General features: G+C 68.7%; 17 protein-coding genes and 1 tRNA gene. 7 read left to right on the forward strand and 11 right to left on the reverse strand.

Going from position 1 to position 20,976, the window contains the following annotated elements:
* The first annotated feature begins 44 nt into the window (after window positions 1–44).
* The gene (locus ACQCO7_RS16945; protein ID WP_464072618.1) at window positions 45–1,043 is read left to right on the forward strand and encodes an SGNH/GDSL hydrolase family protein; all 999 of its coding nucleotides are present in this window, start codon (window positions 45–47) and stop codon (window positions 1,041–1,043) included.
* On the opposite strand, the gene ACQCO7_RS16950 is transcribed toward ACQCO7_RS16945, so the two are convergent.
* Window positions 1,040–1,759: a class I SAM-dependent methyltransferase gene (locus ACQCO7_RS16950; protein ID WP_464072619.1), complete on the reverse strand. Its 720-nt coding sequence runs from the start codon at window positions 1,757–1,759 to the stop codon at window positions 1,040–1,042. The two genes, ACQCO7_RS16945 and ACQCO7_RS16950, sit on opposite strands and share 4 nt — an antisense overlap.
* 86 nt (window positions 1,760–1,845) lie before the next feature.
* Here ACQCO7_RS16950 and ACQCO7_RS16955 point away from each other — a divergent pair, with 86 nt between their 5' ends.
* Window positions 1,846–2,601: a maleylpyruvate isomerase family mycothiol-dependent enzyme gene (locus ACQCO7_RS16955; RefSeq protein WP_464072620.1), complete on the forward strand. Its 756-nt coding sequence runs from the start codon at window positions 1,846–1,848 to the stop codon at window positions 2,599–2,601.
* 395 nt (window positions 2,602–2,996) lie between these two features.
* On the opposite strand, the gene ACQCO7_RS16960 is transcribed toward ACQCO7_RS16955, so the two are convergent.
* Entirely contained in the window at window positions 2,997–3,530 is a 534-nt protein-coding gene (locus ACQCO7_RS16960; RefSeq protein ID WP_464072621.1) for a GNAT family N-acetyltransferase, read from the reverse strand.
* 200 nt (window positions 3,531–3,730) lie between these two features.
* On the opposite strand from ACQCO7_RS16960, the gene ACQCO7_RS16965 reads away from it, so the two are divergent.
* On the forward strand, window positions 3,731–4,951 hold the full coding sequence (locus ACQCO7_RS16965) for an acetyl-CoA C-acetyltransferase (protein WP_464072622.1): 1,221 nt from the start codon (window positions 3,731–3,733) through the stop codon (window positions 4,949–4,951).
* 328 nt (window positions 4,952–5,279) lie between these two features.
* The gene (locus ACQCO7_RS16970; RefSeq protein WP_464072623.1) at window positions 5,280–6,077 is read left to right on the forward strand and encodes a hypothetical protein; all 798 of its coding nucleotides are present in this window, start codon (window positions 5,280–5,282) and stop codon (window positions 6,075–6,077) included.
* 215 nt (window positions 6,078–6,292) lie between these two features.
* On the opposite strand, the gene ACQCO7_RS16975 is transcribed toward ACQCO7_RS16970, so the two are convergent.
* A complete protein-coding gene (locus ACQCO7_RS16975; protein ID WP_409115029.1) occupies window positions 6,293–6,604 on the reverse strand; it encodes a hypothetical protein in 312 nt (103 codons plus the stop codon).
* 121 nt (window positions 6,605–6,725) lie between these two features.
* Here ACQCO7_RS16975 and ACQCO7_RS16980 point away from each other — a divergent pair, with 121 nt between their 5' ends.
* A complete protein-coding gene (locus tag ACQCO7_RS16980; protein ID WP_010352317.1) occupies window positions 6,726–6,953 on the forward strand; it encodes a DUF4287 domain-containing protein in 228 nt (75 codons plus the stop codon).
* Between the two features lie 80 nt (window positions 6,954–7,033).
* Here ACQCO7_RS16980 and ACQCO7_RS16985 read toward each other — a convergent pair whose 3' ends face one another.
* The 3 genes from ACQCO7_RS16985 to ACQCO7_RS16995 form a co-directional block, all read right to left on the reverse strand.
* On the reverse strand, window positions 7,034–7,921 hold the full coding sequence (locus ACQCO7_RS16985; RefSeq protein WP_464072624.1) for a Bax inhibitor-1/YccA family protein: 888 nt from the start codon (window positions 7,919–7,921) through the stop codon (window positions 7,034–7,036).
* Window positions 7,922–8,260: 339 nt separating this feature from the next.
* On the reverse strand, window positions 8,261–9,433 hold the full coding sequence (locus ACQCO7_RS16990; RefSeq protein WP_464072625.1) for a 4-hydroxybenzoate 3-monooxygenase: 1,173 nt from the start codon (window positions 9,431–9,433) through the stop codon (window positions 8,261–8,263).
* A gap of 176 nt (window positions 9,434–9,609) precedes the next feature.
* Window positions 9,610–9,693, reverse strand: a tRNA-Leu gene (locus ACQCO7_RS16995).
* 419 nt (window positions 9,694–10,112) lie between these two features.
* Between ACQCO7_RS16995 and ACQCO7_RS17000 the strand changes: the two genes are divergently transcribed.
* Both ACQCO7_RS17000 and ACQCO7_RS17005 read left to right on the forward strand, forming a co-directional pair.
* Entirely contained in the window at window positions 10,113–10,886 is a 774-nt protein-coding gene (locus ACQCO7_RS17000) for an ABC transporter ATP-binding protein (protein ID WP_464072626.1), read from the forward strand.
* Window positions 10,886–13,414 (forward strand): ABC transporter permease, encoded by a 2,529-nt coding sequence (locus tag ACQCO7_RS17005; RefSeq protein WP_464072627.1) that lies wholly within the window; start codon window positions 10,886–10,888, stop codon window positions 13,412–13,414. The genes ACQCO7_RS17000 and ACQCO7_RS17005 overlap by 1 nt, the downstream gene beginning before the upstream one ends.
* 112 nt (window positions 13,415–13,526) lie before the next feature.
* Here the strand turns inward: ACQCO7_RS17005 and ACQCO7_RS17010 are convergent, their stop codons facing one another.
* From ACQCO7_RS17010 to mycP, 5 genes are all read right to left on the reverse strand, one after another.
* The gene (locus ACQCO7_RS17010) at window positions 13,527–14,816 is read right to left on the reverse strand and encodes a class I SAM-dependent methyltransferase (protein ID WP_464072628.1); all 1,290 of its coding nucleotides are present in this window, start codon (window positions 14,814–14,816) and stop codon (window positions 13,527–13,529) included.
* A gap of 115 nt (window positions 14,817–14,931) precedes the next feature.
* Window positions 14,932–15,459, reverse strand: coding sequence for a hypothetical protein (locus tag ACQCO7_RS17015; protein ID WP_464072629.1), 528 nt, complete (start codon window positions 15,457–15,459; stop codon window positions 14,932–14,934).
* A gap of 44 nt (window positions 15,460–15,503) precedes the next feature.
* The gene (locus ACQCO7_RS17020; RefSeq protein WP_464072630.1) at window positions 15,504–17,825 is read right to left on the reverse strand and encodes a hypothetical protein; all 2,322 of its coding nucleotides are present in this window, start codon (window positions 17,823–17,825) and stop codon (window positions 15,504–15,506) included.
* A gap of 73 nt (window positions 17,826–17,898) precedes the next feature.
* Entirely contained in the window at window positions 17,899–18,414 is a 516-nt protein-coding gene (locus ACQCO7_RS17025; RefSeq protein ID WP_464072631.1) for a hypothetical protein, read from the reverse strand.
* Between the two features lie 337 nt (window positions 18,415–18,751).
* Window positions 18,752–20,098 (reverse strand): type VII secretion-associated serine protease mycosin, encoded by a 1,347-nt coding sequence (gene mycP, locus ACQCO7_RS17030; RefSeq protein ID WP_464072632.1) that lies wholly within the window; start codon window positions 20,096–20,098, stop codon window positions 18,752–18,754.
* Window positions 20,099–20,976 lie beyond the last annotated feature (878 nt).

Genomic DNA, 20,976 nt, shown 5'->3' on the forward strand with positions numbered 1-20,976 from the left:
GGGCAAGGAGAGGTTGTACGGCGACGAGGGAGGTGGCGGGCAGGATGACCAGCATGTCGAGGGCGAGGGTGGCCCGGCGGATCGCGGCGGGTGCCGCCTACGGCGGCGGGGGCGTCGGGCTGGCCGGGGCCGCGGCGATGGGGCTGCTCCTCGCGGAGGCCCGGTGGGCGCGCCGCCATGTGGAGAACGGCACGTCCGCGCGGGTACCACAGGCGGACGGCCTGTACGGCAGTGTCTACGCGACCACCGGCGAGGAACCTCTGCGCCTGGTCCTCCTCGGCGACTCCACGGCCGCCGGGCAGGGGGTCCACCGGGCCTCCCAGACGCCGGGCGCGCTGCTGGCCTCCGGCCTGGCCGCCGTCGCCGAGCGCCCCGTGCTCCTGCGCAACGTCTCCCTCCCCGGCGCCCAGTCCGACGACCTGGACCGGCAGGTCGCGCTGGTCGTCGGCTCGGCCGAACAGGTGCCGGACATCTGCGTGATCATCGTCGGCGCGAACGACGTGACGCACCGGATGCCGCCGACCCGTTCCGTACGTCACCTGTCCTCGGCGGTACGGCGCCTGCGCACCACCGGCGCGGAGGTCGTCGTCGGCACGTGTCCCGACCTCGGCACGATCGAGCCCGTCGGGCAGCCGCTCAGATGGCTGGCCCGCAGGGCGTCCCGCCAACTGGCGGCGGCGCAGACGATCGGGACGGTCGAGCAGGGCGGCCGTACGGTCTCGCTGGGCGACCTCCTCGGCCCCGAGTTCGAGGCGAATCCGCGGGAGCTGTTCGGGCCGGACCACTACCACCCGTCGGCGGAGGGGTACGCGACGGCCGCGATGGCCGTCCTGCCGACGCTCTGCGCTGCCCTCGGGCTCTGGCCGCAGGAGGAGGAGCGGCCGGACGTCTCGCGGCGGGAGGGGTTCCTGCCGGTGGCGCGCGCCGCGGCCGAGGCGGCGGCGGAGCCCGGGACCGAGGTCACGGCGGCCATGCCGACCGGGCCCCGGGGGCCGTGGGCGCTGCTGAAGCGGCGGCGCAGGAGGCTGCCGCAGACGGCTTAGGCGGGGCGGAGGTAGAGGTTCAGTACGCCCGTGTCGACGCCGGTGACCGCCGTGACCTTCAGGCCCGCCTCCGCCGCGAGCTCCTCGAAGTGGTCCCGGGGGTACCAGTGCAGCACCCACGGGCGGTCCTCGACGACGCTGTCCTCGCCGTGGTGGCGCTCGTACCGCAGGACGGTCGTCTGCGTACGGGCCCCCTCGTCGCGCCGCTCGGACACGACGGACACGCGCAGTTCGGCGCCGTCGGGGGCGGTGACCGTCCGGACCTTGCCGATCTCCTCCGAGGGGGCCGGCGTGAACAGGGGGATCAGGGCGGTGCCGTCCTCGGCGAGGTGCCGCCTGATGCCGCGCAGCGCCGCGAGGGCCGTGGCGTCGTCGGGGAGCAGGTTGAAGGTCGGGCCCGCGAGGAAGACCGAACGGTAGCGCCGGGGCAGGTCGAGGGCTTCCATGCGCTGGTGGTACGTGGTGACGCCGGTCCCTTGTCCGTCCGCCCTGTGCCGCAGGCGGGCCAGCATGTCGGCGGAGGAGTCGACGCCGTCCACGTCCAGGCCGCGCCGGCGCAGTTCGAGGAGGGGGTCGCCGTCCCCGCAGCCCAGCTCCAGCGCCGGGGTGCCGGCCTGCCGTACGAAGGTGTCGTAGAGGTCGGGGTCCTGGGAGTGCGCCTTCAGGGGGGCGTACAGGTCCGCGACGATGCCGGTGTAGAAGTCAGCTGGGTCCACACGCGGGGACCTTACGCGGGAGGCGTTCGTCTGCTCACCCGAATAAATCACTGTCTCCGTCGTCGCGCCCGGTGCTAAACAGCAGCGTGCACACGACACTCGCCTTCCCCGACCTGCTGCGCCTCCTCGACGAACGCTCCACCGCGTTCCGTACGGCCGTCGCCGCCGCGCCCAGCCTCGACGTACAGGTCCCCACGTGCCCCGAGTGGACGCTGGCCGACCTGGCCCACCACATCGGGGAGGGCCGCCGGCGCTGGGCGATGATCGTGAAGGCGGGGCCTGCGGATGGTCCGCCGCCGGTGACGGCCGAGCTGCCCGAGGGCCGGGAGGCCATCTCGGAGTGGCTCGCGGAGTCGACCCGGCAGCTCCTGGACGCCCTCGCGGAGGCGGGCCCGGACCAGGGCTGCTGGACCTGGTGGGGCCCCTCCCAGTCCCCGCCGACGACGGGCGCGGTGGCCCGGCACCAGCTCCAGCAGCTCCTGGTCCACACGTACGACGCCCAGCTCACCGTGGGTGCCCCGCACGCCCTCCCGGCGGAGATCGCCCAGGACGGCGTGGCGGAGTTCCTCACGACCTGCTGCGCGACGACGGGCCCCTGGCCCCACGCGCCGGCCACCCTGGACTTCCTCACCACGGACGCCCCCGCCTGGCGCCTGACGCTCTCCGCCCAGGGCGCCCGCGCCACCACCCCGCCTCCCGCCACCCCGCCGACCGCCTCCGTCGAGGGCACCGCCGAGGAGGTGGTCCTGTACCTCCACGGCCGCACCCCTGTGACGTCCCTGAAGGTCACCGGGGACATCAAGGTCTTCGGGCAGCTGGAGGAGTGGGAGCCGGAGGTCTAGAGCGGGGCTGCCAGGGGCATCGCCGAGGGGAGGTCGGCTCGGACGATGCCGAACCTCCCGGGACATCGCCAGGGACGGTCGCTGCGCGGGGCTCACCGCCACGAGACCGCCACGGCATCGCCCGGTGCAGGCCGACGAAGGCCATCGGCGATCTCGCGGGCCACCGGCCCCTCGGGGGCGCCGTACAGGTCCCGCCGATCGGCGTGGGTGTCCGGCTCGGGCGGGAACCGTGCGGCTCCGGGCTCGGGCGGCCTCCCGCGCGGAGCGGGATCGCCCGGTGCCGTCAGGCCGGTTTCCCTCCCCGCTCGCCCCCGGGTGTCCCGGCTCGCCGTCCGTCCCGTGTGCGCCGTACGGACCCCGGCCCTGTGTCCGCCGACTCGTACCCGTCCCCGTCGTCAGGCTTGTTCCGCCCGCCCGCCGGCCCTCGTGTCGAACGAGATCCACGTGTCCGGCGGGAGGTCGGGGTGGCCGGGGATCTCGCGGTGTTCCTCCGTCCAGGAATCCGCTGCGGCCGTGGCCACTCGGCGCCAGAAACGGACCGCCTTCGTGTTCGTGTCCTGGAAGGGGACCTCCCAGGGGCCCGGGTGGCGGGAGACGACGTCGAGGGCTGTGGTGCGGCCGAGGCCCTGGCGGCGGGCCGCGCGGACGATGAAGAACGTGTTCATGACGGCCGTGGGGGTGTCCAGGGCACGGACGAAGGAGAAGCCCAGGGGGCGGTCGTCGGGGGTGAGGAAGAGGTACGGGGCCCAGCCGGGGTCCGTGAACGCCGAGTCCACGCGCTCCGCGCGGAACGTGCCGTCGGGGAAGGGGAGGGCGTCGTGGAACTCGGAGAGGTCGTGGCGGAACATCAGCCAGAGGCGGTCGATCAGGGGGCGGTCGGAGGGGACGGCCGTACGGGTCCGGATCTGCGTGTGCGTGGGTGTAGGCATGAAAAAAGCCTCCGCGGCGGGGAGTTCACGCCGGGAGGCTTGTCGGTGGCGTAACCATAGCAGTGCGGCTCAGGCCCGCGTCGTCCAAGCAAGCGCTTGGACAATTGCGGCCAGGGTCACACCACCGCCCCCGTGACCAACCCCCTACGTACGGGTAACTTCCAATCACCAGCTGATCCGTGAACGTCAATGGAGCCGTGATGCCCGAAGCCGTGATCGTCTCGACCGCCCGCTCCCCCATCGGCCGCGCCAACAAGGGCTCCCTCAAGGACCTCCGCCCGGACGACCTCACCGCGACGATCATCCAGGCCGCGCTCGCGAAGATCCCCGAGCTGGACCCGCACGACATCGACGACCTGATGCTGGGCTGCGGCCTGCCCGGCGGCGAGCAGGGCTACAACCTGGGCCGCATCGTCGCCGTACAGATGGGCATGGACCACCTCCCGGGCTGCACGGTCACCCGTTACTGTTCGTCGTCGCTCCAGACGAGCCGCATGGCGCTGCACGCGATCAAGGCGGGCGAGGGCGACGTCTTCATCTCGGCCGGCGTCGAGATGGTGTCCCGGTACCGGAAGGGCAGCTCGGACGGCCTCCCGGACACGACCAACCCGCTGTTCGCCGAGGCGCAGGCGCGTACGGCGGAGGTCGCGCAGTCGACGGGCTCGACGTGGCACGACCCGCGTGAGGACGGCCTCGTACCGGACCCGTACATCGCGATGGGTCAGACGGCCGAGAACCTGGCGCGCGTGAAGGGCGTGACCCGCCGGGACATGGACGAGTTCGGCGTCCGCTCGCAGAACCTCGCCGAGGAAGCGCTCAAGAACGGCTTCTGGGAGCGCGAGATCACGCCGGTGACGCTGCCGGACGGCACGGTCGTGTCGAAGGACGACGGCCCGCGCGCGGGCGTGACGCTGGAGGGCGTGGAGGGCCTGAAGCCGGTGTTCCGCCCCGACGGCCTGGTGACGGCGGGCAACTGCTGCCCCCTGAACGACGGCGCGGCGGCGGTCGTCATCATGTCCGACACGAAGGCGCGCGAGCTGGGCCTCACCCCGCTCGCCCGGATCGTCTCCACCGGCGTCTCCGGCCTCTCCCCCGAGATCATGGGCCTGGGCCCGGTCGAGGCGAGCAAGCAGGCGCTGAAGCGCGCGGGGCTCGGCATCGGCGACATCGACCTCGTCGAGATCAACGAGGCGTTCGCGGCGCAGGTGATCCCCTCCTACCGCGACCTCGGCATCGACCTGGACCGGCTGAACGTCAACGGCGGCGCCATCGCCGTGGGGCACCCCTTCGGGATGACCGGCGCGCGGATCACGGGCACGCTGATCAACTCCCTCCAGTTCCACGACAAGCAGTTCGGTCTGGAGACGATGTGCGTGGGTGGCGGGCAGGGCATGGCGATGGTCGTCGAGCGGCTCAGCTGAGTACTCCGTGGGTAGTCCCCGGGTAGCTCTCAGGTAGCCCTCGGACAGCTCGGACGAACGCCGTACGTAGTCGAATTGACACTTGACGTAGTAGTCGGCCCGGAGTATGGGATTCCCCCGAACTCCGGGCCGATTTGTGATCCAATCTCACCCAGGATGTGACCTATCTCCCTGGCCGCCGCAATTCCCCAGCTCAGGGCCGTTCCACCCACCCTCCCCGGGCCCAAAGTCCTGTCCGTTTCGTGACGTTACGCACTGACAGTGGGAGAGTCCGCCCGCCAAGCTGAGGTAGGAAGTCGGGGGTCGACTTTGAACCGGGAGTACGTCAGTGAGCGCCTTGCCGATCGCCCTGCTGGTCACCACGGCCGCCACCGGTGCCGTGGGTGTCGCCGTCCTGCGCACCCTGCTGGCGCTGCGCCGCCAGGTGAAGGAGCTGAGCCTCCAGCTCGCGGACGACCACGCCGCCCTCGCGCATGGTCTCGTACCCGCCGCGCGCAGCTCCGACACCGACGGGATACGCGCGGCTGTCGCCGAGGCGCTCGCGGAGGAGCGGGAGCGTGAGCTGGCCGAGGCGCGCGCGTTCTGGGCCGCGCAGGAGGCGCGTGACGTCTCCGACGCGCCGTCACTGCTCGGGCTGCCCGACAGCGAGCTGTTCCTTCCCCGGCAGAGCGACTTCGTCGGCTTCGAGCCGCTGGGCCTGGAGCCGGTGGGTGAACTCCCCGCCGACGCGGACGAGTTGACCGCGGGCGACTCCCCCGAACTCGCCGCCGCCCGACGCCGGCACCCGTCCCACCCCGACTTCGTGCCGGTCCAGTCCCCGGTCATGGGGGACCACGAGCGGACGGTGAGCACGCTGGAGGAGCTGGCTGCGGCGCGCGTCGAACTGACCGACGTCCGCCCCGGCCCGCTGGGCACGCTGGACGTCTACGTCTTCGCCGACGGCACGACCCTCTGCATGACGCCGGGCCACAGGGAAACAGCGGAACGCCTGGCATCGGCCCTGACCGCCGGCCACGCGCCGATCCTGCTGGGCGGCTCGGGGATCTCGGGGGCGTACACGCTGACGTTCGAGTGCGGGGAGGAGACGGTGTACATCTTGGCGGACAGGGTGATAGCGAGCTTGTGAGGGGGCGGGGGGTGCGGCTGCGGGTACGTGGTGGTTGCTCGCGTCCCGCAGCGGAGCCGCAAATTGACGCAGTTCCGCGCCTCTGAAAGACGGACCGTGACCGTCGCTTCTCAGCAGACGGCGACCGTCGCTTTTCAACAGGCGGTGACCGTCGTCTTTAGGGGCGCGGGGAACTGCGCGACCGGCCCCCACGGCGGGACAGCCGCGAACGAACCTCAGACCCCCGCCTTCTTCCGCGCCTCCTCCACCACCCGCACCGCCTCACTCACCTCATCCGCACTCTTCAGAACCACCGCCAGATCATGAGCCGCAACAGTGATCTGATCGGCAACAGCGAACATCCCCGCATCAGGCATCACCCGAGCCTCGACCCCCGGCTCCTCAACAGCCTGCGCCCACGAGGCCAACTCCTGCCCCAACCGCAGAGCCTCAGCGGCAGCGCCCCGCTGGAGCCGGCTCTGCGGCGCCGCCCGGAGCCGATCCGCAAACAAATCAACCGCACGCAACAACGGCGTCGTATCCACCACGCGGCGAGCCTACGCCACGCCTCCCCGCCACTCCCCCGGGACGGGACTGTTGCCAACAGGCGAACCCTCAGGCACGGTGACCTGAAGGACCGGCTTACACCCGAACGCCCCGGAGGCGCCGATGTCCCAAGTCTTCTCCGAGGAGACCCATCGCAACCTGCTCGCCCGCATCCCCCACTGCACCGGTCGTGAAATAGCCGACTGGCTGCGCACCGTAGACGAAGGCCCCGCTCTCCGCTTCGAGGAGAAGGTCAGCTGGCTGCGCCACGAACACAACCTGGCGTACGGCCACGCGAAAGCCCTCATCCATGAGTACGACCTGAGGAGGGCCGCGCGCAAACTCCGGTAGCCACGCGCCCACGTACGAAGGGACCCCGCGGATCGCTCCGCGGGGTCCCTCTCAGGTACTACCTGCCGACTACCCCAGGACTAGTCGTCCCCGCCCTGGAGGATCGCCAGGAGCCGCAGGAACTCCATGTAGATCCAGACGAGGGTCATCGTGAGCCCGAACGCCGCGAGCCACGCCTCCTCGCGGGGCGCGCCGTACGCGATCCCGTCCTCGACCTGCTTGAAGTCCAGCGCGAGGAAGCACGCGCCGAGCAGGATGCCGATGATGCCGAAGACGATGCCGAGGCCGCCGCTGCGGAAGCCGAGGCCGTCACCGCCGCCGAAGACGGAGAACAGCAGGTTGATCGCCATCAGCAGCACGAAGCCGAGCGCGGCGGCCATCACGAAGCCGTAGAAGCGCCGGTTGACGCGGATCCAGCCGGCCTTGTAGGCGACGAGGACACCGGCCGAGACGGCCATCGTGCCGAGCACGGCCTGGGTGACGACACCCGCCGAGATGTACGTCGACACCGTCGCCGAGATGACGCCGAGGAAGACGCCCTCGAAGGCGGCGTACGCCAGGATCAGCGCGGGGGCCGGACGCTGCTTGAAGGACTGGACGAGCGCCAGCACCATCGCGATCAGACCGGCGCCGATGGCGATGCCGTACGACTTGTTGAGGTTGGCCTCGTCGACCGGCAGCAGGAGCCACGCGAGGACCGCGGTCACGATGACCGTGCCGAGCGTCATCGCCGTACGCGAGACGACGTCGTCGATCGTCATCGCTCCGGACGCGGCCTGCGGCGGGGCGCCTTGCTGGGTCTGCTGGGCGTACGGGTTCGTCGCGTAGGGGTTACCCGCCTGCTGGGCATACGGGTTCGCCTGCGTGGCGACAGCGGGTCCCCCGGCCTGCGGCGTGGCGTTGAAGCCCGCGTAGCCGTTGTCGCGGCTGAAGCCCCGTCGCGAGAAGACCGGGTTTCTGCTCCTCATTTCACTCCTCCATGGGCCACCTGGCGCGGCCTTGGCCTCAAGAGTAATAGAACGGCAAAGAAATGACCCTAGTGCTTGAGGAGGATCTTTCTTCACCGTGCTTGCGCCAACACGCTACGCGGTTCCTTGATTCCCCGACCTCCCGCCCTCCCTTCATGACCAAGTCGCGACACGTCCGGAACCGGGGGGAGACCATCCGCTTATCCGACCAGTACACACATACCTCCCCACCACCCGGCGTCCCCCTCCGGCCGCCGCCCTGAGACGCCCCGCCCCGGCATCCTCCCTGGCCCCGCAGCCCGTCCCTCCCTCTCAGGTAGCCCCCGCCCGAGTCACCCCTCAGTACGGGAACCCCGTGTACCCCTCCGCCAGCTCAGCCTCCGCCGGGGTGGACTCGGTGATCCGCTCCAGCCGAGCCAGTTGGAGGCGGTCCTCGAAGGGGTCCGTGTCCGGCCCCCGGTGGAGCATCGTCGTCATGTCGTACGAGAAGCGTTCGGCCTGCCAGACGCGATGGAGGCAGTCGGCGGAGTACGTGTCGAGGAGTTCGGGGGAACCGGTCGACTGCTCGTGGGCGAGCGCCCGGGCGAGGGTGACGACGTCGCCGACCGCGAGGTTGAGCCCCTTCGCACCGGTCGGCGGAACTATGTGCGCGGCGTCACCGGCGAGGAAGAGACGGCCGTACCGCATGGGTTCGTGGACGTAGGACCGCATGGGGGTGACGGACTTCTGGGTGATGGGACCACGCCGGAGAACCCAGTCGTCGTCCGTTTCGAGGCGCCGGTCGAGCTCGTCCCAGATCGCGTCGTCGGCCCAGCTCTCCGCGTCCGTACCCGCCGGCACCTGGAGGTAGAGGCGGGAGACGGACGGCGACCGCATGGACAGGAGCGCGAAGCCGCGTTCGTGGCGGGCGTAGACGAGTTCGTCGTGCGAGGGGGGTACGTCGGCGAGGATGCCGAGCCAGGCGTACGGATACGTCCGCTCGAAGACCCGGGCGTAGCTCTCAGGTATGAGCTGCCGGGCGATACCCCAGAACCCGTCGCAGCCGACGACGTACTCGCACTCCAGCGTCTCCTCGACACCCCCGCGCCGGAACCGCACGCGGGGCCGCGCCCCCTCCACGTCGTCCACGGCGATCGCCTCCGCCTCGAACAACAGCGGCCCCCCGCCGTCGAGTTGAAGGGCGATCAAGTCCTTGCAGACCTCGGTCTGGGCGTAGACGGTGACGGACCGTCCGCCGGTGAGCGCGGGGAAGTCGACGCGGTGCCGACGGCGGTCGTACCGCAGCTCGATGCCGTCGTGCCGCAGACCTTCCCGGTCGAGCCGCTCCGCCGCACCGGCCGCGCGCAGGACGTCGACGGTCCCCTGTTCCAGGATCCCGGCGCGCTGGCGGTGCTCGACGTACTCCCGGTCGTGGCTCTCCAGTACTACGGAGTCGATGCCGGCGACGCGCAGCAGCCGTGCGAGGAGGAGTCCGGCGGGTCCGGCTCCGATGATGCCGACGGTGGTGCGCATCGAGCGTTCCCTTCACTCAAATCCGTTCGCACAGTGAAGTTTTCTTCACCAATTTCTGGCCATGAGTCTGCGCCCGCGTTCAGGCAGTGTCAACGGTTCACGGGGGTGAGGCCAACGCCTTGATGGACGGCGCAGTCAACCAAGTGGGACCGCGCGGCCGACGACGGGAGCGGAGGTGCCCAGAGCCGGACTTGAACCGGCACGCCCGCTTCGGGGCAGCGAGGTTTAAGCTCGCCGTGTCTGCATTCCACCATCTGGGCTGGCCAAGGGCTCCGCGTCGTCGCGCCCCGAGCCTATCGGGACGCCCCTCCCCAACAGCGGCCGGGGGAACCGATGTTGTCTTATTTTATTGATGTCTGAGGGAGCATCAGACCATGGAACAGGCCATCCGCACTTGCCAGTAGCCTTACCGGCGATCACCGCGCGTGTACGCGGAATGACGGAATTTCACCGTCTGAACGAGGGCGCTCCACCGGTTCTCGACAAACGCTTCCCGCCGCACACCGTGTTCTCACCGTCACCTCCGGTGTCAGGGTCGGTGGTCATACCCAGGTATGACAAGACCGCCGCGTGTCACTCCGGAGTCTGGTGCGGAAAGCAGAACCGAGGAGTGACTACAACCACGAGGTGCTCCGCCGACGATGGACGAGTCCCGACCCCGTCCTCAGGAGCGACTTCCGTGACCACCACTCCCCTCGCAGCTCGGCCGACCGCCGCCGTGGCCGCCCGAGCCACGGATCTCTCGAAGATCTACGGACAGGGCGAAACCCGGGTGGTCGCCCTGGATCAGGTCTCCGTCGACTTCCACCAGGCCCAGTTCACCGCGATCATGGGCCCCTCGGGCTCCGGCAAGTCGACGCTCATGCACTGCGTAGCCGGACTCGACACCTTCTCCTCCGGCTCGGTCCGCATCGGCGAGACGGAGCTGGGCTCGCTGAAGGACAAGCAGCTCACGAAACTGCGCCGCGACAAGATCGGCTTCATCTTCCAGGCGTTCAACCTGCTGCCGACCCTGACGGCGCTGGAGAACATCACGCTGCCGATGGACATCGCAGGCCGAAAGCCCGACAAGCAGTGGCTGGAATCGGTCATCGCGATGGTCGGTCTGTCGGACCGTCTCAGCCACCGCCCGTCCCAGCTCTCCGGCGGCCAGCAGCAACGCGTCGCCGTGGCCAGGGCGCTGGCCTCCCGCCCGGACATCGTCTTCGGCGACGAGCCGACCGGAAACCTCGACTCCCGCTCGGGCGCGGAGGTCCTCGGCTTCCTGCGCAACTCCGTCCGGGAGCTGGGCCAGACGGTCGTGATGGTGACGCACGACCCGGTCGCCGCGTCGTACGCGGACCGCGTGATCTTCCTGGCGGACGGCCGGGTGGTCGACGAGGTGTACGGCCCGACGGCCGACGCGGTCCTCGACCTGATGAAGCAGTTCGACGCGAAGGGCCGTACGAGCTGATGTTCCGCACCGCCCTGCGCAACGTCCTCGCGCACAAGGCCCGCCTCCTGATGACCGTCCTCGCGGTCATGCTCGGCGTCGCCTTCGTCTCGGGGACCCTGGTGTTCACGAACACCCTGTCCAACGCCCTGGAGAACAGCTCCGCGAAGGGCTTCGACCAGGTCGACGTCGCCGTACAGCCCCGGGCCCAGAAGGCCACGGACAACCGGGTCGCCAAGGACCCCGAGCTGACGGACGCCCTGCTGAAGCGGGCCGCCTCCGTCAAGGGCGCCGCGTCCGCGACCGGCGTGGTGACCGGCTTCACCGCGATCGCCGGCAAGGACGGCGACCTGATCGGCAACGGCTTCTCCTCCCAGGGCGCCAACTACTGGGGCGACGAGGACACCCGCTACCCGCTGACCAGCGGGAAGGCCCCCCAGGGCGCCGACGAGATCGCGATGGACGCCGGTACCGCCAAGCGCGCCGGCTACCAGGTCGGCGACACCGTCCGCATCTCGGTCGACGGCCCGGTCCTGACGCCGACGATCTCCGGCATCTTCACGACGAAGGACGGAAACGTCGCGGCGGGCGGCAGCCTCACCCTCTTCGACACGGCGACGGCCCAGAAGCTCTTCGGCAAGACGGGCACGTACGACGAGATCGACGTCAAGGCCGCCTCCGGCGTCTCGCAGACGGCCCTGAAGTCGGCCCTCGACAAGGCGCTCCCGACGGACAAGGTCGAGACGACGACGAGCGACCAGCTCGCCGCGGACCAGGCGCAGATGATCTCCGCGTCGATGAGCGGCCTCAAGCAGGGCCTGCTGGTCTTCGCCGGGATCTCCCTGTTCGTCGGCACGTTCATCATCGCGAACACCTTCACCATGCTGGTGGCGCAGCGCACGAAGGAGCTGGCCCTGCTGCGCGCGGTCGGCGCCTCCCGGCGTCAGGTGACGCGGTCGGTGCTGATCGAGGCGTTCGTGGTCGGCGCGGTCGCCGGGGTGACCGGCCTGGTCGCGGGCATCGGCATCGGCGCGGGCCTGCGCGCGCTGCTGAAGCAGACCGGGGCGATCATCCCGGACGGCCCGCTGATCATCTCGTCCAGCACGATCGCCTCCGCGCTGGTCGTCGGCGTCGTCATCACGATGCTCGCCGCCTGGCTGCCGGGCCGCCGCGCCGCGAAGATCCCGCCGGTCGCCGCGATGAGCAGCCTGCACGCGCAGGCGACGACGCGCTCCCTCGTCGTCCGCAACACGCTCGGCGCGCTGGTCTCGGCGGCGGGCGCCGGGACGGTCCTGACGGCGACGACGATGAGCGGCACCGACGCGCAGTCGGCCATGGGGATCGGCGCGGTCCTGCTGATCATCGGCGTCTTCATCCTCACCCCGCTGCTGTCCCGCCCGCTGATCGCCGCCACCGCCCCCCTGATGCGCGGCTTCGGGATCTCCGGCAAGCTGGCCCGCCAGAACTCCGTGCGCAACCCGCGCCGTACGGCCGCCACGGCGTCCGCGCTGATGATCGGCCTCACGCTGATCACGGGCATGACGGTGATCGCCGGCAGCCTCCAGAAGGCGATCGAGAAGATGGCGTCCGACTCGATCCGCGCGGACTACGTCGTCTCCATGGTCAACGGCAACAGCCTCACTCCGGACGTGGAGAAGAGGCTCAAGACCGCGTCCGGTGTCGAGGCGACCAGTCCGATGCGCAACTCACCGTCCCGGGTCGACGGCGACCAGGAGTACCTGACGGGGGTGGACGGCTCCACGATCGGCGGGCTGGTCAGCCCGAAGGTCGCGGAGGGCCGCTTCGAGGTCGGCGGTACGAAGGTCGTCGTCGACAAGCACACGGCCGACTCGCACGACTGGAAGCCGGGTTCGGCGTTCACCGTCCACTACGAGGACGGCAAGAGCCAGCGGCTCACGGTGAACGGGGTCTACGAGGGCAACGACTTCCTGCGCGGCATCCTCCTCGACACGGCGACGCTCGCGCCGCACCAGACCGACATCACCGACATGAAGGTCATGGTCAAGGCCGACGGGGGCACGTCGTCCGAGGCGAAGTCCGCCCTGGTGAAGGCGCTCGGCGAGAACCCCGGGATCCAGGTCCAGAGCAAGAAGGACATCTCCAACCAGATCGCCCAGTTCTTCACACTGCTGCTGAACATGCTGTACGGGCTGCTCGCGATGGCCGTCATCGTCGCCGTCCTCGGGGTCGTCAACACCCTCGCGATGTCCGTCTTCGAGCGGTCCCAGGAGATCGGGATGCTCCGTGCGATCGGGCTCGACCGGCGTGGCATCAAGCGGATGGTCCGCCTGGAGTCCCTCGTCATCTCCCTCTTCGGCGGGGTCCTCGGCATCGGCCTCGGGGTGTTCTTCGGCTGGGCGGCGGGCGAACTGATGGGGACGAGCCTGCCGACGTACGAACTCGTCCTCCCCTGGGCGCGGATCGCCGTCTTCCTCGCGCTCGCGGGTGTGGTGGGCGTCCTGGCGGCCCTGTGGCCGGCGCGGCGCGCGGCACGGCTGAACATGCTGGGGGCGATCAAGTCGGAGTAGCGGGGGCCGAGGTGGGGCGGGGCGGTCTCCCGAACGGGGGTGGAGACAGACCGCCCCGCTTCCTTTTATGGGGGCGGGCGTCCGAGGGCTCGCGCCCCTATTCCGGCTCCGGCTAGCCCGCCCAGACCCGGGACCGTAGCCGGAGCCCGGAGTCGCCGGTCTCCGAAGGCCGTACCGCCAGAACCTGGTTGACCCCTATGCGGTTGCGTTCGAAGGCGAGGGCGGAGGCGGCCATGTAGAGCTGCCAGACTCTCGCCCGGCCCGGCCCGGCGAGCTTCACCGCCCGTTCCCACCCGGCCTCCAGGTTCCGCACCCAGCGCCGCAGGGTCAGCGCGTAGTGCTCCCGGAGCGACTCGACGTCCCGCACCTCGAACCCGGCGCGCTCCAACTGCGTGACGGTGGTGCCGATCGGCGCGAGTTCGCCGTCGGGAAAGACGTACGCGTCGATGAACGCGTCGATCTGGTACGAGGTCTCGTCGCCCTGGGGCCGCCGCGCGATCTGATGGTTGAGCAACCTGCCGCCGGGGGCGAGGAGTTGGTGCAGCTGACGGGCGTACTCCAGATACTTCTCGGCGCCCACGTGCTCGGCCATGCCGATGGACGAGATCGCGTCGTACGGGCCGTCGTCCACGTCCCGGTAGTCCTGCACCCGGATCTCGACGAACTCGGTCAGCCCGGCGTCGGCGACCCGCTTGCGCGCGAGCGCGGCCTGCTCCTGCGAGAGCGTCACGCCGACGACCCGGGCCCCGTACTCCCGCGCGGCATGCATCGCGAACGACCCCCACCCGCACCCGACGTCGAGCACCCGCTGCCCCTCCCGGACCCCCAGCTTCCGGCAGACGAGATCGAGCTTGTCCCGCTGGGCGTCCTCCAGGGAGACCCTCTCGTCCCAGTAGGCGCAGGAGTAGACCATGGAGGGCCCGAGGACGAGCGAGTAGAACTCGTTCCCGACGTCGTAGTGGTGGCTGATGGCCCGCCGGTCCGTGTTCCGCGTGTGCAGATGCCGTACGCGCCGGGCCTCTTCCTTCGGCGGCGCGGGCGGGAGGGGTACGCCACCGAGCCGCACGAGCCCGGCCACTCCCCGCCGGACATCACCCCGCCGCAGCAACCGCCCCAGCCCCGGCGCGTCCTCGTCCCGCTCCCAGATGACCTCCGACAGCAACTCCAGCGCCCGGTAGAAATCGCCCTCGATATCGATGTCCCCCGCCACCCAGGCCCGGGCCAGCCCCAGCTCCCCCGGCTTGAACAACAGCCTCCGCAGGGCCCGCCGATTCCGCACCACGAGCGTAGGCGCCCCCTCCTTCCCGGCCTCGGACCCGTCCCAGGCCCGAACCCTGACCGGTACCTCCCCACCCATCACCAACTCCAGCGCCTCCACCAGCCGCACAGCGGCACCGCGCATGGCCACCCACCTCCGTGACAACACTCCCGGAACGACCTGTCACCACGTAAACACAGGCAACCCCTCGATCCAGTCCCACACAACCGACAGATCTCAGCCGATCACTCCCCCACCATCAGCTCGTAGGGCTCGGTGACGCCTCCGGCCCGAACGCCCCCTCAGTACACTCAGACAATTTCTCAACTTGATTCGCATAATCACCAATAATGCGCCTCATCGCGTCGGCATCTTTATGCCCACCCCCCCAGAATTGGAACCCGACGTACAGCTCCTGACCATATCGAGTATCCACGCAAGTTCGCGTCTTCCCGAAAGCTTCATTTCCCGAGTATACGTACCTCCCCCCCTCATCCACCTCTTTGAGGGTTTTCAAGGTATTCAGCGCAGCGAAGTACGAAGTCGCCTTCCCCTTCTCCACCCATCCCCTGCTGGCCGTCGCGACAACCTTGTTATCGACGATCACCTTGCACAGATCCGTCGTTTCATACTTCCTCTCCTGAACCGTGATCGATTTTCCGTCAGGCAGAAACGGCTCGACATCTTCAGGGTTGATCAAAATTCCGCAAAGTTTTCGCGGAGTGGCATAGTCCCGCCCCTCTCCCGAATTTGAGCAGCTTGAAACAAGGAGGGCGGAGAGCGCCATGAAAGCAAATACCCCAAAGCGGACAGGGTGCACTTTTTGAGATTTCATGAGGGAATCTGCACACTTCCTGGGGCTGCCCCCATCAGAATGGATTGAGCGTTGAGATAACCCTGCGTCGTAGACGCTCCAGCGAAAGCAGCGGCATCCGATCCATCCATCTCCAAATGGTATTTTTCAGCCGCCGCCCTAGCGGCTTTCTGGGTGATCTCCTGGTTCCTGAGCTTCCCCTCCTGCCAAATTTCTCCACCTTCGTCCTGAGCTTTATCCATAGCGTGTTCTTCGGCATCACTGAACACCGATTCCAGTGCCACACTCGTGGCAGTTCCTGCGGCTCCGCCGACTACAGCACCGACCCACGGCGTAGCAATGAAGGAAGTACCCACTCCAACCGCAGTTCCGACCAGACCGCCAGCCAAATTCTTCTTCTGCGCCACCATCTGTTCGAAATCCTTCTTCTCATTGGCGCCCGATTCTAGGACCTCCTGCTGCATCCCAAGCCTGACCGTTCCGGAAATCTCACCCGACTTCTCGCTAATCTGCCTAATAAGCAATTCATGGTCGTTGGAAGCCCTCAGGTCGGAACTCAGCTCCGGGCTCAGATGGTAATCCATGAGGCGCCCCATGTATTCCTTCTGGCCGACCTCGATCGCAGCATATCCTTCCGGATTATGTCCGACAGTAAAGAGGAATTTTCGGATATCGATATCCTCCGGCTTCGCGTCGGAACCGACGATGGGATACCGCTTCACAAGGTCCTGCCAGTCCTTCGATTCCGGATCAGGAGTCACATTGCTCATGGCGCGGTTGATGTCGGGAAGATACTCGGAAGCGATCTGCCCCATGCTGTCTGACATGTAGCTATGGTCGGTGAGGCGTTTATCCTCATCTGCGATCGACGAGACAATGGACTCGAAGAGTTTGGTCTGCTCAGCGTTGTGGGCCGGTGTGTCCAGCGTGGGCATCTCGCCTGCCGGGTGTCCTGTGGTCGCCGCCTCCAGGGCCATACCCAGGTAGTTCTGCCCAGTGTGGAGGTCGTCGCCTTCGAGGCTTGTTTCCTCGGGCCAGTCTCGTTCCTCGAAAAGGTACTGAAAGTTGGAGAGGCCGACCTTGCCCTTGTAGTCGTTCTCGTCGTCCGAGTCCCGCTCGAAGGGGTTGTCGGGGTCGTCCTTGGTGACGTAGTCCTCGTTGAAGAAGGCGGTCGCGGCGTCGGGGCTGTTGGCGAGGCCGCGCATGTAGCCGGTGAGGGGGTCGGCACCCATGTCGTCGCCGAGGAAGTTGAGGCGTTGGCCGGTGCCCATGGCGCCGCCGAACTGCCAGAAGCGGTTGGGGTGTTCGCCGTTGCCGGTGATTTGCCTTTCCGTGGCCATCATGCGGCTGCCGTAGTCGGTGAGGAACTTGTCGTCGTAGTCACCGACACGCATCAGGTTACTCATGACCTGGAAGCCCATGGGCCCGCCGTCGCCGCCGATCCTCTTCGCGCCGAGGCCGGTCATGTCGTTCTTCCAGGCGCTCATCGCGGCGGAGTCGCTCTGCGAGGCACCGGCGAGAGTGAGGCTCAGCCCGCGTTGGAGGTCGTCGAGCTGGTCGCGCCGCTTGTCGACGAGGTCGTAGTTACGGCCGTCCGTGAGGCCGGACCAGAACTCCAGCGTCTTCTGCGGCCCGAGACTCGTGGCGAACCGTTCGGCGAACAGCGGATCGGCGCCGTACTTCTTGAAGCCCGCGTTGAGCTGGTCGAACTCCTTGACCGTGAGGTCGTGGGGGTCCTTCTTCGCCAGCCTGGCCAGGTCGTCGGCCTCTTTGACGGCTGCGGCGGCGGTGTCCCGGTCCTTGTAGTCGGCTCCCGAGAAGCCCAACTCGCTCTGGTCAGCGAGGGCCTTGAGGACGGTGGCTGCTGAACTGTCGCTCGTGGACGCCTGGTTGAGGATCTTCTGGATGTCGTCGCGGACGCCCGTCATCTCCGCGGTGCGGTCGGGTTCCTTGCCGGCGGGGTCCTGGGGGCGGGTCGTCAGGGTGACCATGAAGCCGTCGCCGGAGGGGAGGACGGTGAAGCCCTTGGTGCGGGCGCCCTCCACTGCCGTCGTCAACTGCTGGTGGAATCCCTTGAGTTCGCCGAGGGTGTCGTTCAGGATCCGGTAGATGCTGTTCGCCTGCGTGTGGGCGTCGGCGAACTCGCCGGCCGTCTTGCCGATGAACTCCCTGCTGACCTGGGAGTTCACGCCGGCCCAGTTGGCCTTGTTGGCGGCCTTGTGCAGGCCGTCCTCCGCGTCCTTCTGGAGCTGTTCGAGGCTCTGGACGAGCGTTCCCCAGTCGGTGACGGCGTCGGAGAGGAGTTTGAAGTTGGCGTGGTAGAGGGCGTCGAATTTCACGAGGGGCCATTCCTGGGTGAGGAGGTCGGGCGGCGGGGCAGGACGGCCGGGCCGTCCGGGAGTGCGCCGCTCCTCACTCCTTCTTCTTCGGCTCGCCGTAGACGGGGTTGGGGGCGCCGGGGGCGCCTACCCGTTCGTCGAAACCGGCGTCCAGGACGCTGATGCTGCTGGCCATCCGCGCGATGTAGTCGTCGGCCCCCGCGTGCAGCTTCTTCGTCACGTGCATGTGGTTCGAGATGTGCGAGCACGCGTCCATCAGGGACTTGAGCTGTGCCTCCCAGCGGTTCGACACGTGCTGGAGCGCGCCGCCGAGCGCGAAACCCTGCTGGGTGAGGTCGGTCGCCGCGGAGTCGCTGGACGGCACCGAGACGCGGGCCTTGTTCCAGAGGTCGTCGAAGAGGGTGTGCGCCGACTTGCCGATCGCGGCGAGGTCTTTCTGGGAGACCGCGAGGACGCCGTACGAATCCGGCATCGACGGTGCGTCGCCCTGCCGGCCTGTGCCGTTGTCCACACCGTTCAGCTGCATCCCGGAGCCGTGCTGTCGCTCCAGCGCGCCCGCCTTGAGCTGCTCCCACTCGTCCCAGGCCATGGGCCCGCCACCTTCCCCGTGTGCGGCTCGCCGCCGCGGCTGTCCTCCGTACGGCACCACTCACGTGGCCACGCGTCCCCGAGCTCCGGTACAAGTTAGCAACTCGGTAAGAGAATCAGCGATGGGCGTTTGGAGCTGATCGGCTTGCGGGTGTGAAGTATTCGGGGAGGTGTTTCCGATTCCGGGTACGCGGAGGGGCTGGGAGGGACTTGGGTGTCCGGTCTCTGCAAGTGAGGGCTGTAGAAGGTAAGGACAGGTTCGGGGTTCGCGAGAGGGCAGCACGGACGGGCCATCGCGTCCTGGCGGACGTCAGCGAGGGGCCGTGGGCCTCACGCGTTCAGGAAGGGCCGGGGCCTTGGTTCGGGGGGACGTTACCCGGCATGGGCGGGGGTGGACCGAAACCCTGAGGTGGGGGGCCGAAGCCCTGTTGGGGTGCTGGGTACGGCTGGTTCTGGGGGTGCTGCGGGGTGGGTGGGGTGCGGCGCTTTCGGGCTACGACGGTTGCTGCCGCGCCGGCTGCTGCGAGGGCGGCTGCGCCGAGGCCGATGCCGAGCCAGGGGGTTCCGTCGTCGTCCTTCGTCGCGGCGACTGCCTTTGCCGGTTCGCTCGCCTTCGCCGACGGGGCCGGGGAGGGGGATTCCGCTGCCGCGAGGTCGGGGAGGGGGTAGACGTTCGCCGGGCCCGGGTCGCCGGGGTTCTGGAGGGCGATGCGGGGGCGGACGATGCCGTAGCCGATGGCGTCGTTGCGCTTCGCGCCGTCGGTCGGGCCGCCGATCGTGTTCAGCATGACGCGCAGGACCTGATTGTTGGTCCAGGTGGGGTGGACCGACCAGATCAGAGCGGCGCTGGCGGAGGCGAGGGCAGTGGCGTCACTGGTACCGCTCGTGGTGCAGAGGCCGGTTTTACCTCCGCAGGCGTGCAGCATGTCCTCGCCGGGGGCAGCGATGTCGACCTGGGGGCCGTACTGGGAGATGGCGGTTCGGCGGAGGTCTTTGCCGACCGCTGCGACACCGACGACTCCAGGCGTGGCCGCCGGGTACATCAGTAGGTTGCCTTCCTCCGCATCGTTGCCGACACCAGCGAAGATCAACGAACCCTTCTTCAGAGCGTAGTTGACCGCCTCGGTCACTTCCGGTGTGGTCCCCCGGGCGGCCTGGGAGATGTTGATGACCTTCGCGTCGTGATCGGCGGCATAACGGATCGCGGGGGCCAGCGCCTCATTGAAGAGCTTGTCCCCCTCGGCCAAGTTGGCAGCCTCAGCGGTATTGGGCAGACGGATCGGAAGGATCTTGGCGCCGGGAGCCAGGCCGAAGGAACCGTTCCCTCCCAGGTCGGCGCCGGTCGCCGCGATCAAAGCGGCCATGCTGGTGCCGTGGCCGAACGTGTCGTAGTTCGTGTGTTCGTTGCCAGGCTGGCCCGCGGCGTAGTCCTTGCCCGGGAGGACGCGTCCGACGAGATCGGGGTTAGTGGGATCTACACCCGTGTCGATGACCGCGACCGTGATGCCCTTGCCGGTGCTGGTCTTCCACATGCTCTCGGCCTGCATCCGGTCGAGGTACCACTGCCGCTGGCGGATCGTCTCGGCGCCCACCGCAGGCGTTGCGGCAGCGACCGCCAACAACAGCCCCAGGACCGTCGCAGCGGTAACGCGACGAGACCTGCGTCGAGTACCCATGAAGCGCATGGACTTCGCTCTCCTTGATCCCTAAACGCGTCAGTCGACAACCGGAGGAACGGTAGGACGGTGATTCCGGCGCCACGTTTCCTCGTCCTCGGTCACACCGTACGGTCGGCTGCTTCCGCTTCTCGTCTGTGCCGAGGGCGTCGCCTGGGAAGGTCGGGACACAGTTCCTCCCGCGCTGTGCCCCTCATTGGAGCGTCCCGCAGCCGTCGCCCCGCCCGTGATCGCGTTCCGGGTACCTGTTCCACTTCCACCGGAGCTCACTGCTCCGGAACCGGGTACCCGTACTCCCGAACGCCTCTGCTGCTGGGCAGAACCACCGCCTACTACACCGGTGTTGGAAGCAGGACGCCCGCCAACGATGCCTCCAGAACCGGAAGGAGAGACAGGCCGGCCGCCCGAGGGTGTGCCCGTCGTCCGGCCGACGGGGTTGGCCATGCCAGAGGTCGTCTGGCCCATCGGGCCTCGGGCGTGCATGCTTTCCCCGCCCACGACCGTGCCACGGGGGATGGCCCCGGTAGGCCTGCCCTCGGAAGGGAGGACAGGGCGACCGCCGACGATGCCGTTGCCACCACCGGAGACGCCGGGAGAGCGGCCGAAAACTGACCCGGGCCCCTGTCCGACCGGAGGCATGGGAACCCTGCCTCCGCCGGGCGTCCGGCCCTGCGGCAGCGTCGAGCTATTGACAGGGAGGGCCTGTCCGCCACCGAACAGCGGGGGTACAGGGCCGGAATGCGGTACCGCCCCTCTCGCCGGACCGGAATCGACCGGCATACGCGGGGTCTCTGCCGGAGTCTGCGCCGGCAGGGTACCGACCGAGTCGATACCCGTCCGAACCGGAGACAAGGTCTCACCCGAGATAGGCGGCTGGACTGCGGGAG

Source organism: Streptomyces saintjeani, assembly GCF_055409605.1.

Bases quoted from the DNA above. Each gene is read 5' to 3' on its own strand.
- ACQCO7_RS16985 (WP_464072624.1), bottom strand. From the start codon at position 7,921: ATGAGGAGCAGAAACCCGGTCTTCTCGCGACGGGGCTTCAGCCGCGAC.
- ACQCO7_RS17025 (WP_464072631.1), bottom strand. From the start codon at position 18,414: ATGGCCTGGGACGAGTGGGAGCAGCTCAAGGCGGGCGCGCTGGAGCGA.
- ACQCO7_RS16980 (WP_010352317.1), top strand. From the start codon at position 6,726: ATGTCCCAAGTCTTCTCCGAGGAGACCCATCGCAACCTGCTCGCCCGC.
- ACQCO7_RS16990 (WP_464072625.1), bottom strand. From the start codon at position 9,433: ATGCGCACCACCGTCGGCATCATCGGAGCCGGACCCGCCGGACTCCTC.
- ACQCO7_RS17015 (WP_464072629.1), bottom strand. From the start codon at position 15,459: ATGGCGCTCTCCGCCCTCCTTGTTTCAAGCTGCTCAAATTCGGGAGAG.
- mycP (WP_464072632.1), bottom strand. From the start codon at position 20,098: ATGCGCTTCATGGGTACTCGACGCAGGTCTCGTCGCGTTACCGCTGCG.
- ACQCO7_RS16965 (WP_464072622.1), top strand. From the start codon at position 3,731: ATGCCCGAAGCCGTGATCGTCTCGACCGCCCGCTCCCCCATCGGCCGC.
- ACQCO7_RS17005 (WP_464072627.1), top strand. From the start codon at position 10,886: ATGTTCCGCACCGCCCTGCGCAACGTCCTCGCGCACAAGGCCCGCCTC.
- ACQCO7_RS17010 (WP_464072628.1), bottom strand. From the start codon at position 14,816: ATGCGCGGTGCCGCTGTGCGGCTGGTGGAGGCGCTGGAGTTGGTGATG.
- ACQCO7_RS16945 (WP_464072618.1), top strand. From the start codon at position 45: ATGACCAGCATGTCGAGGGCGAGGGTGGCCCGGCGGATCGCGGCGGGT.
- ACQCO7_RS16960 (WP_464072621.1), bottom strand. From the start codon at position 3,530: ATGCCTACACCCACGCACACGCAGATCCGGACCCGTACGGCCGTCCCC.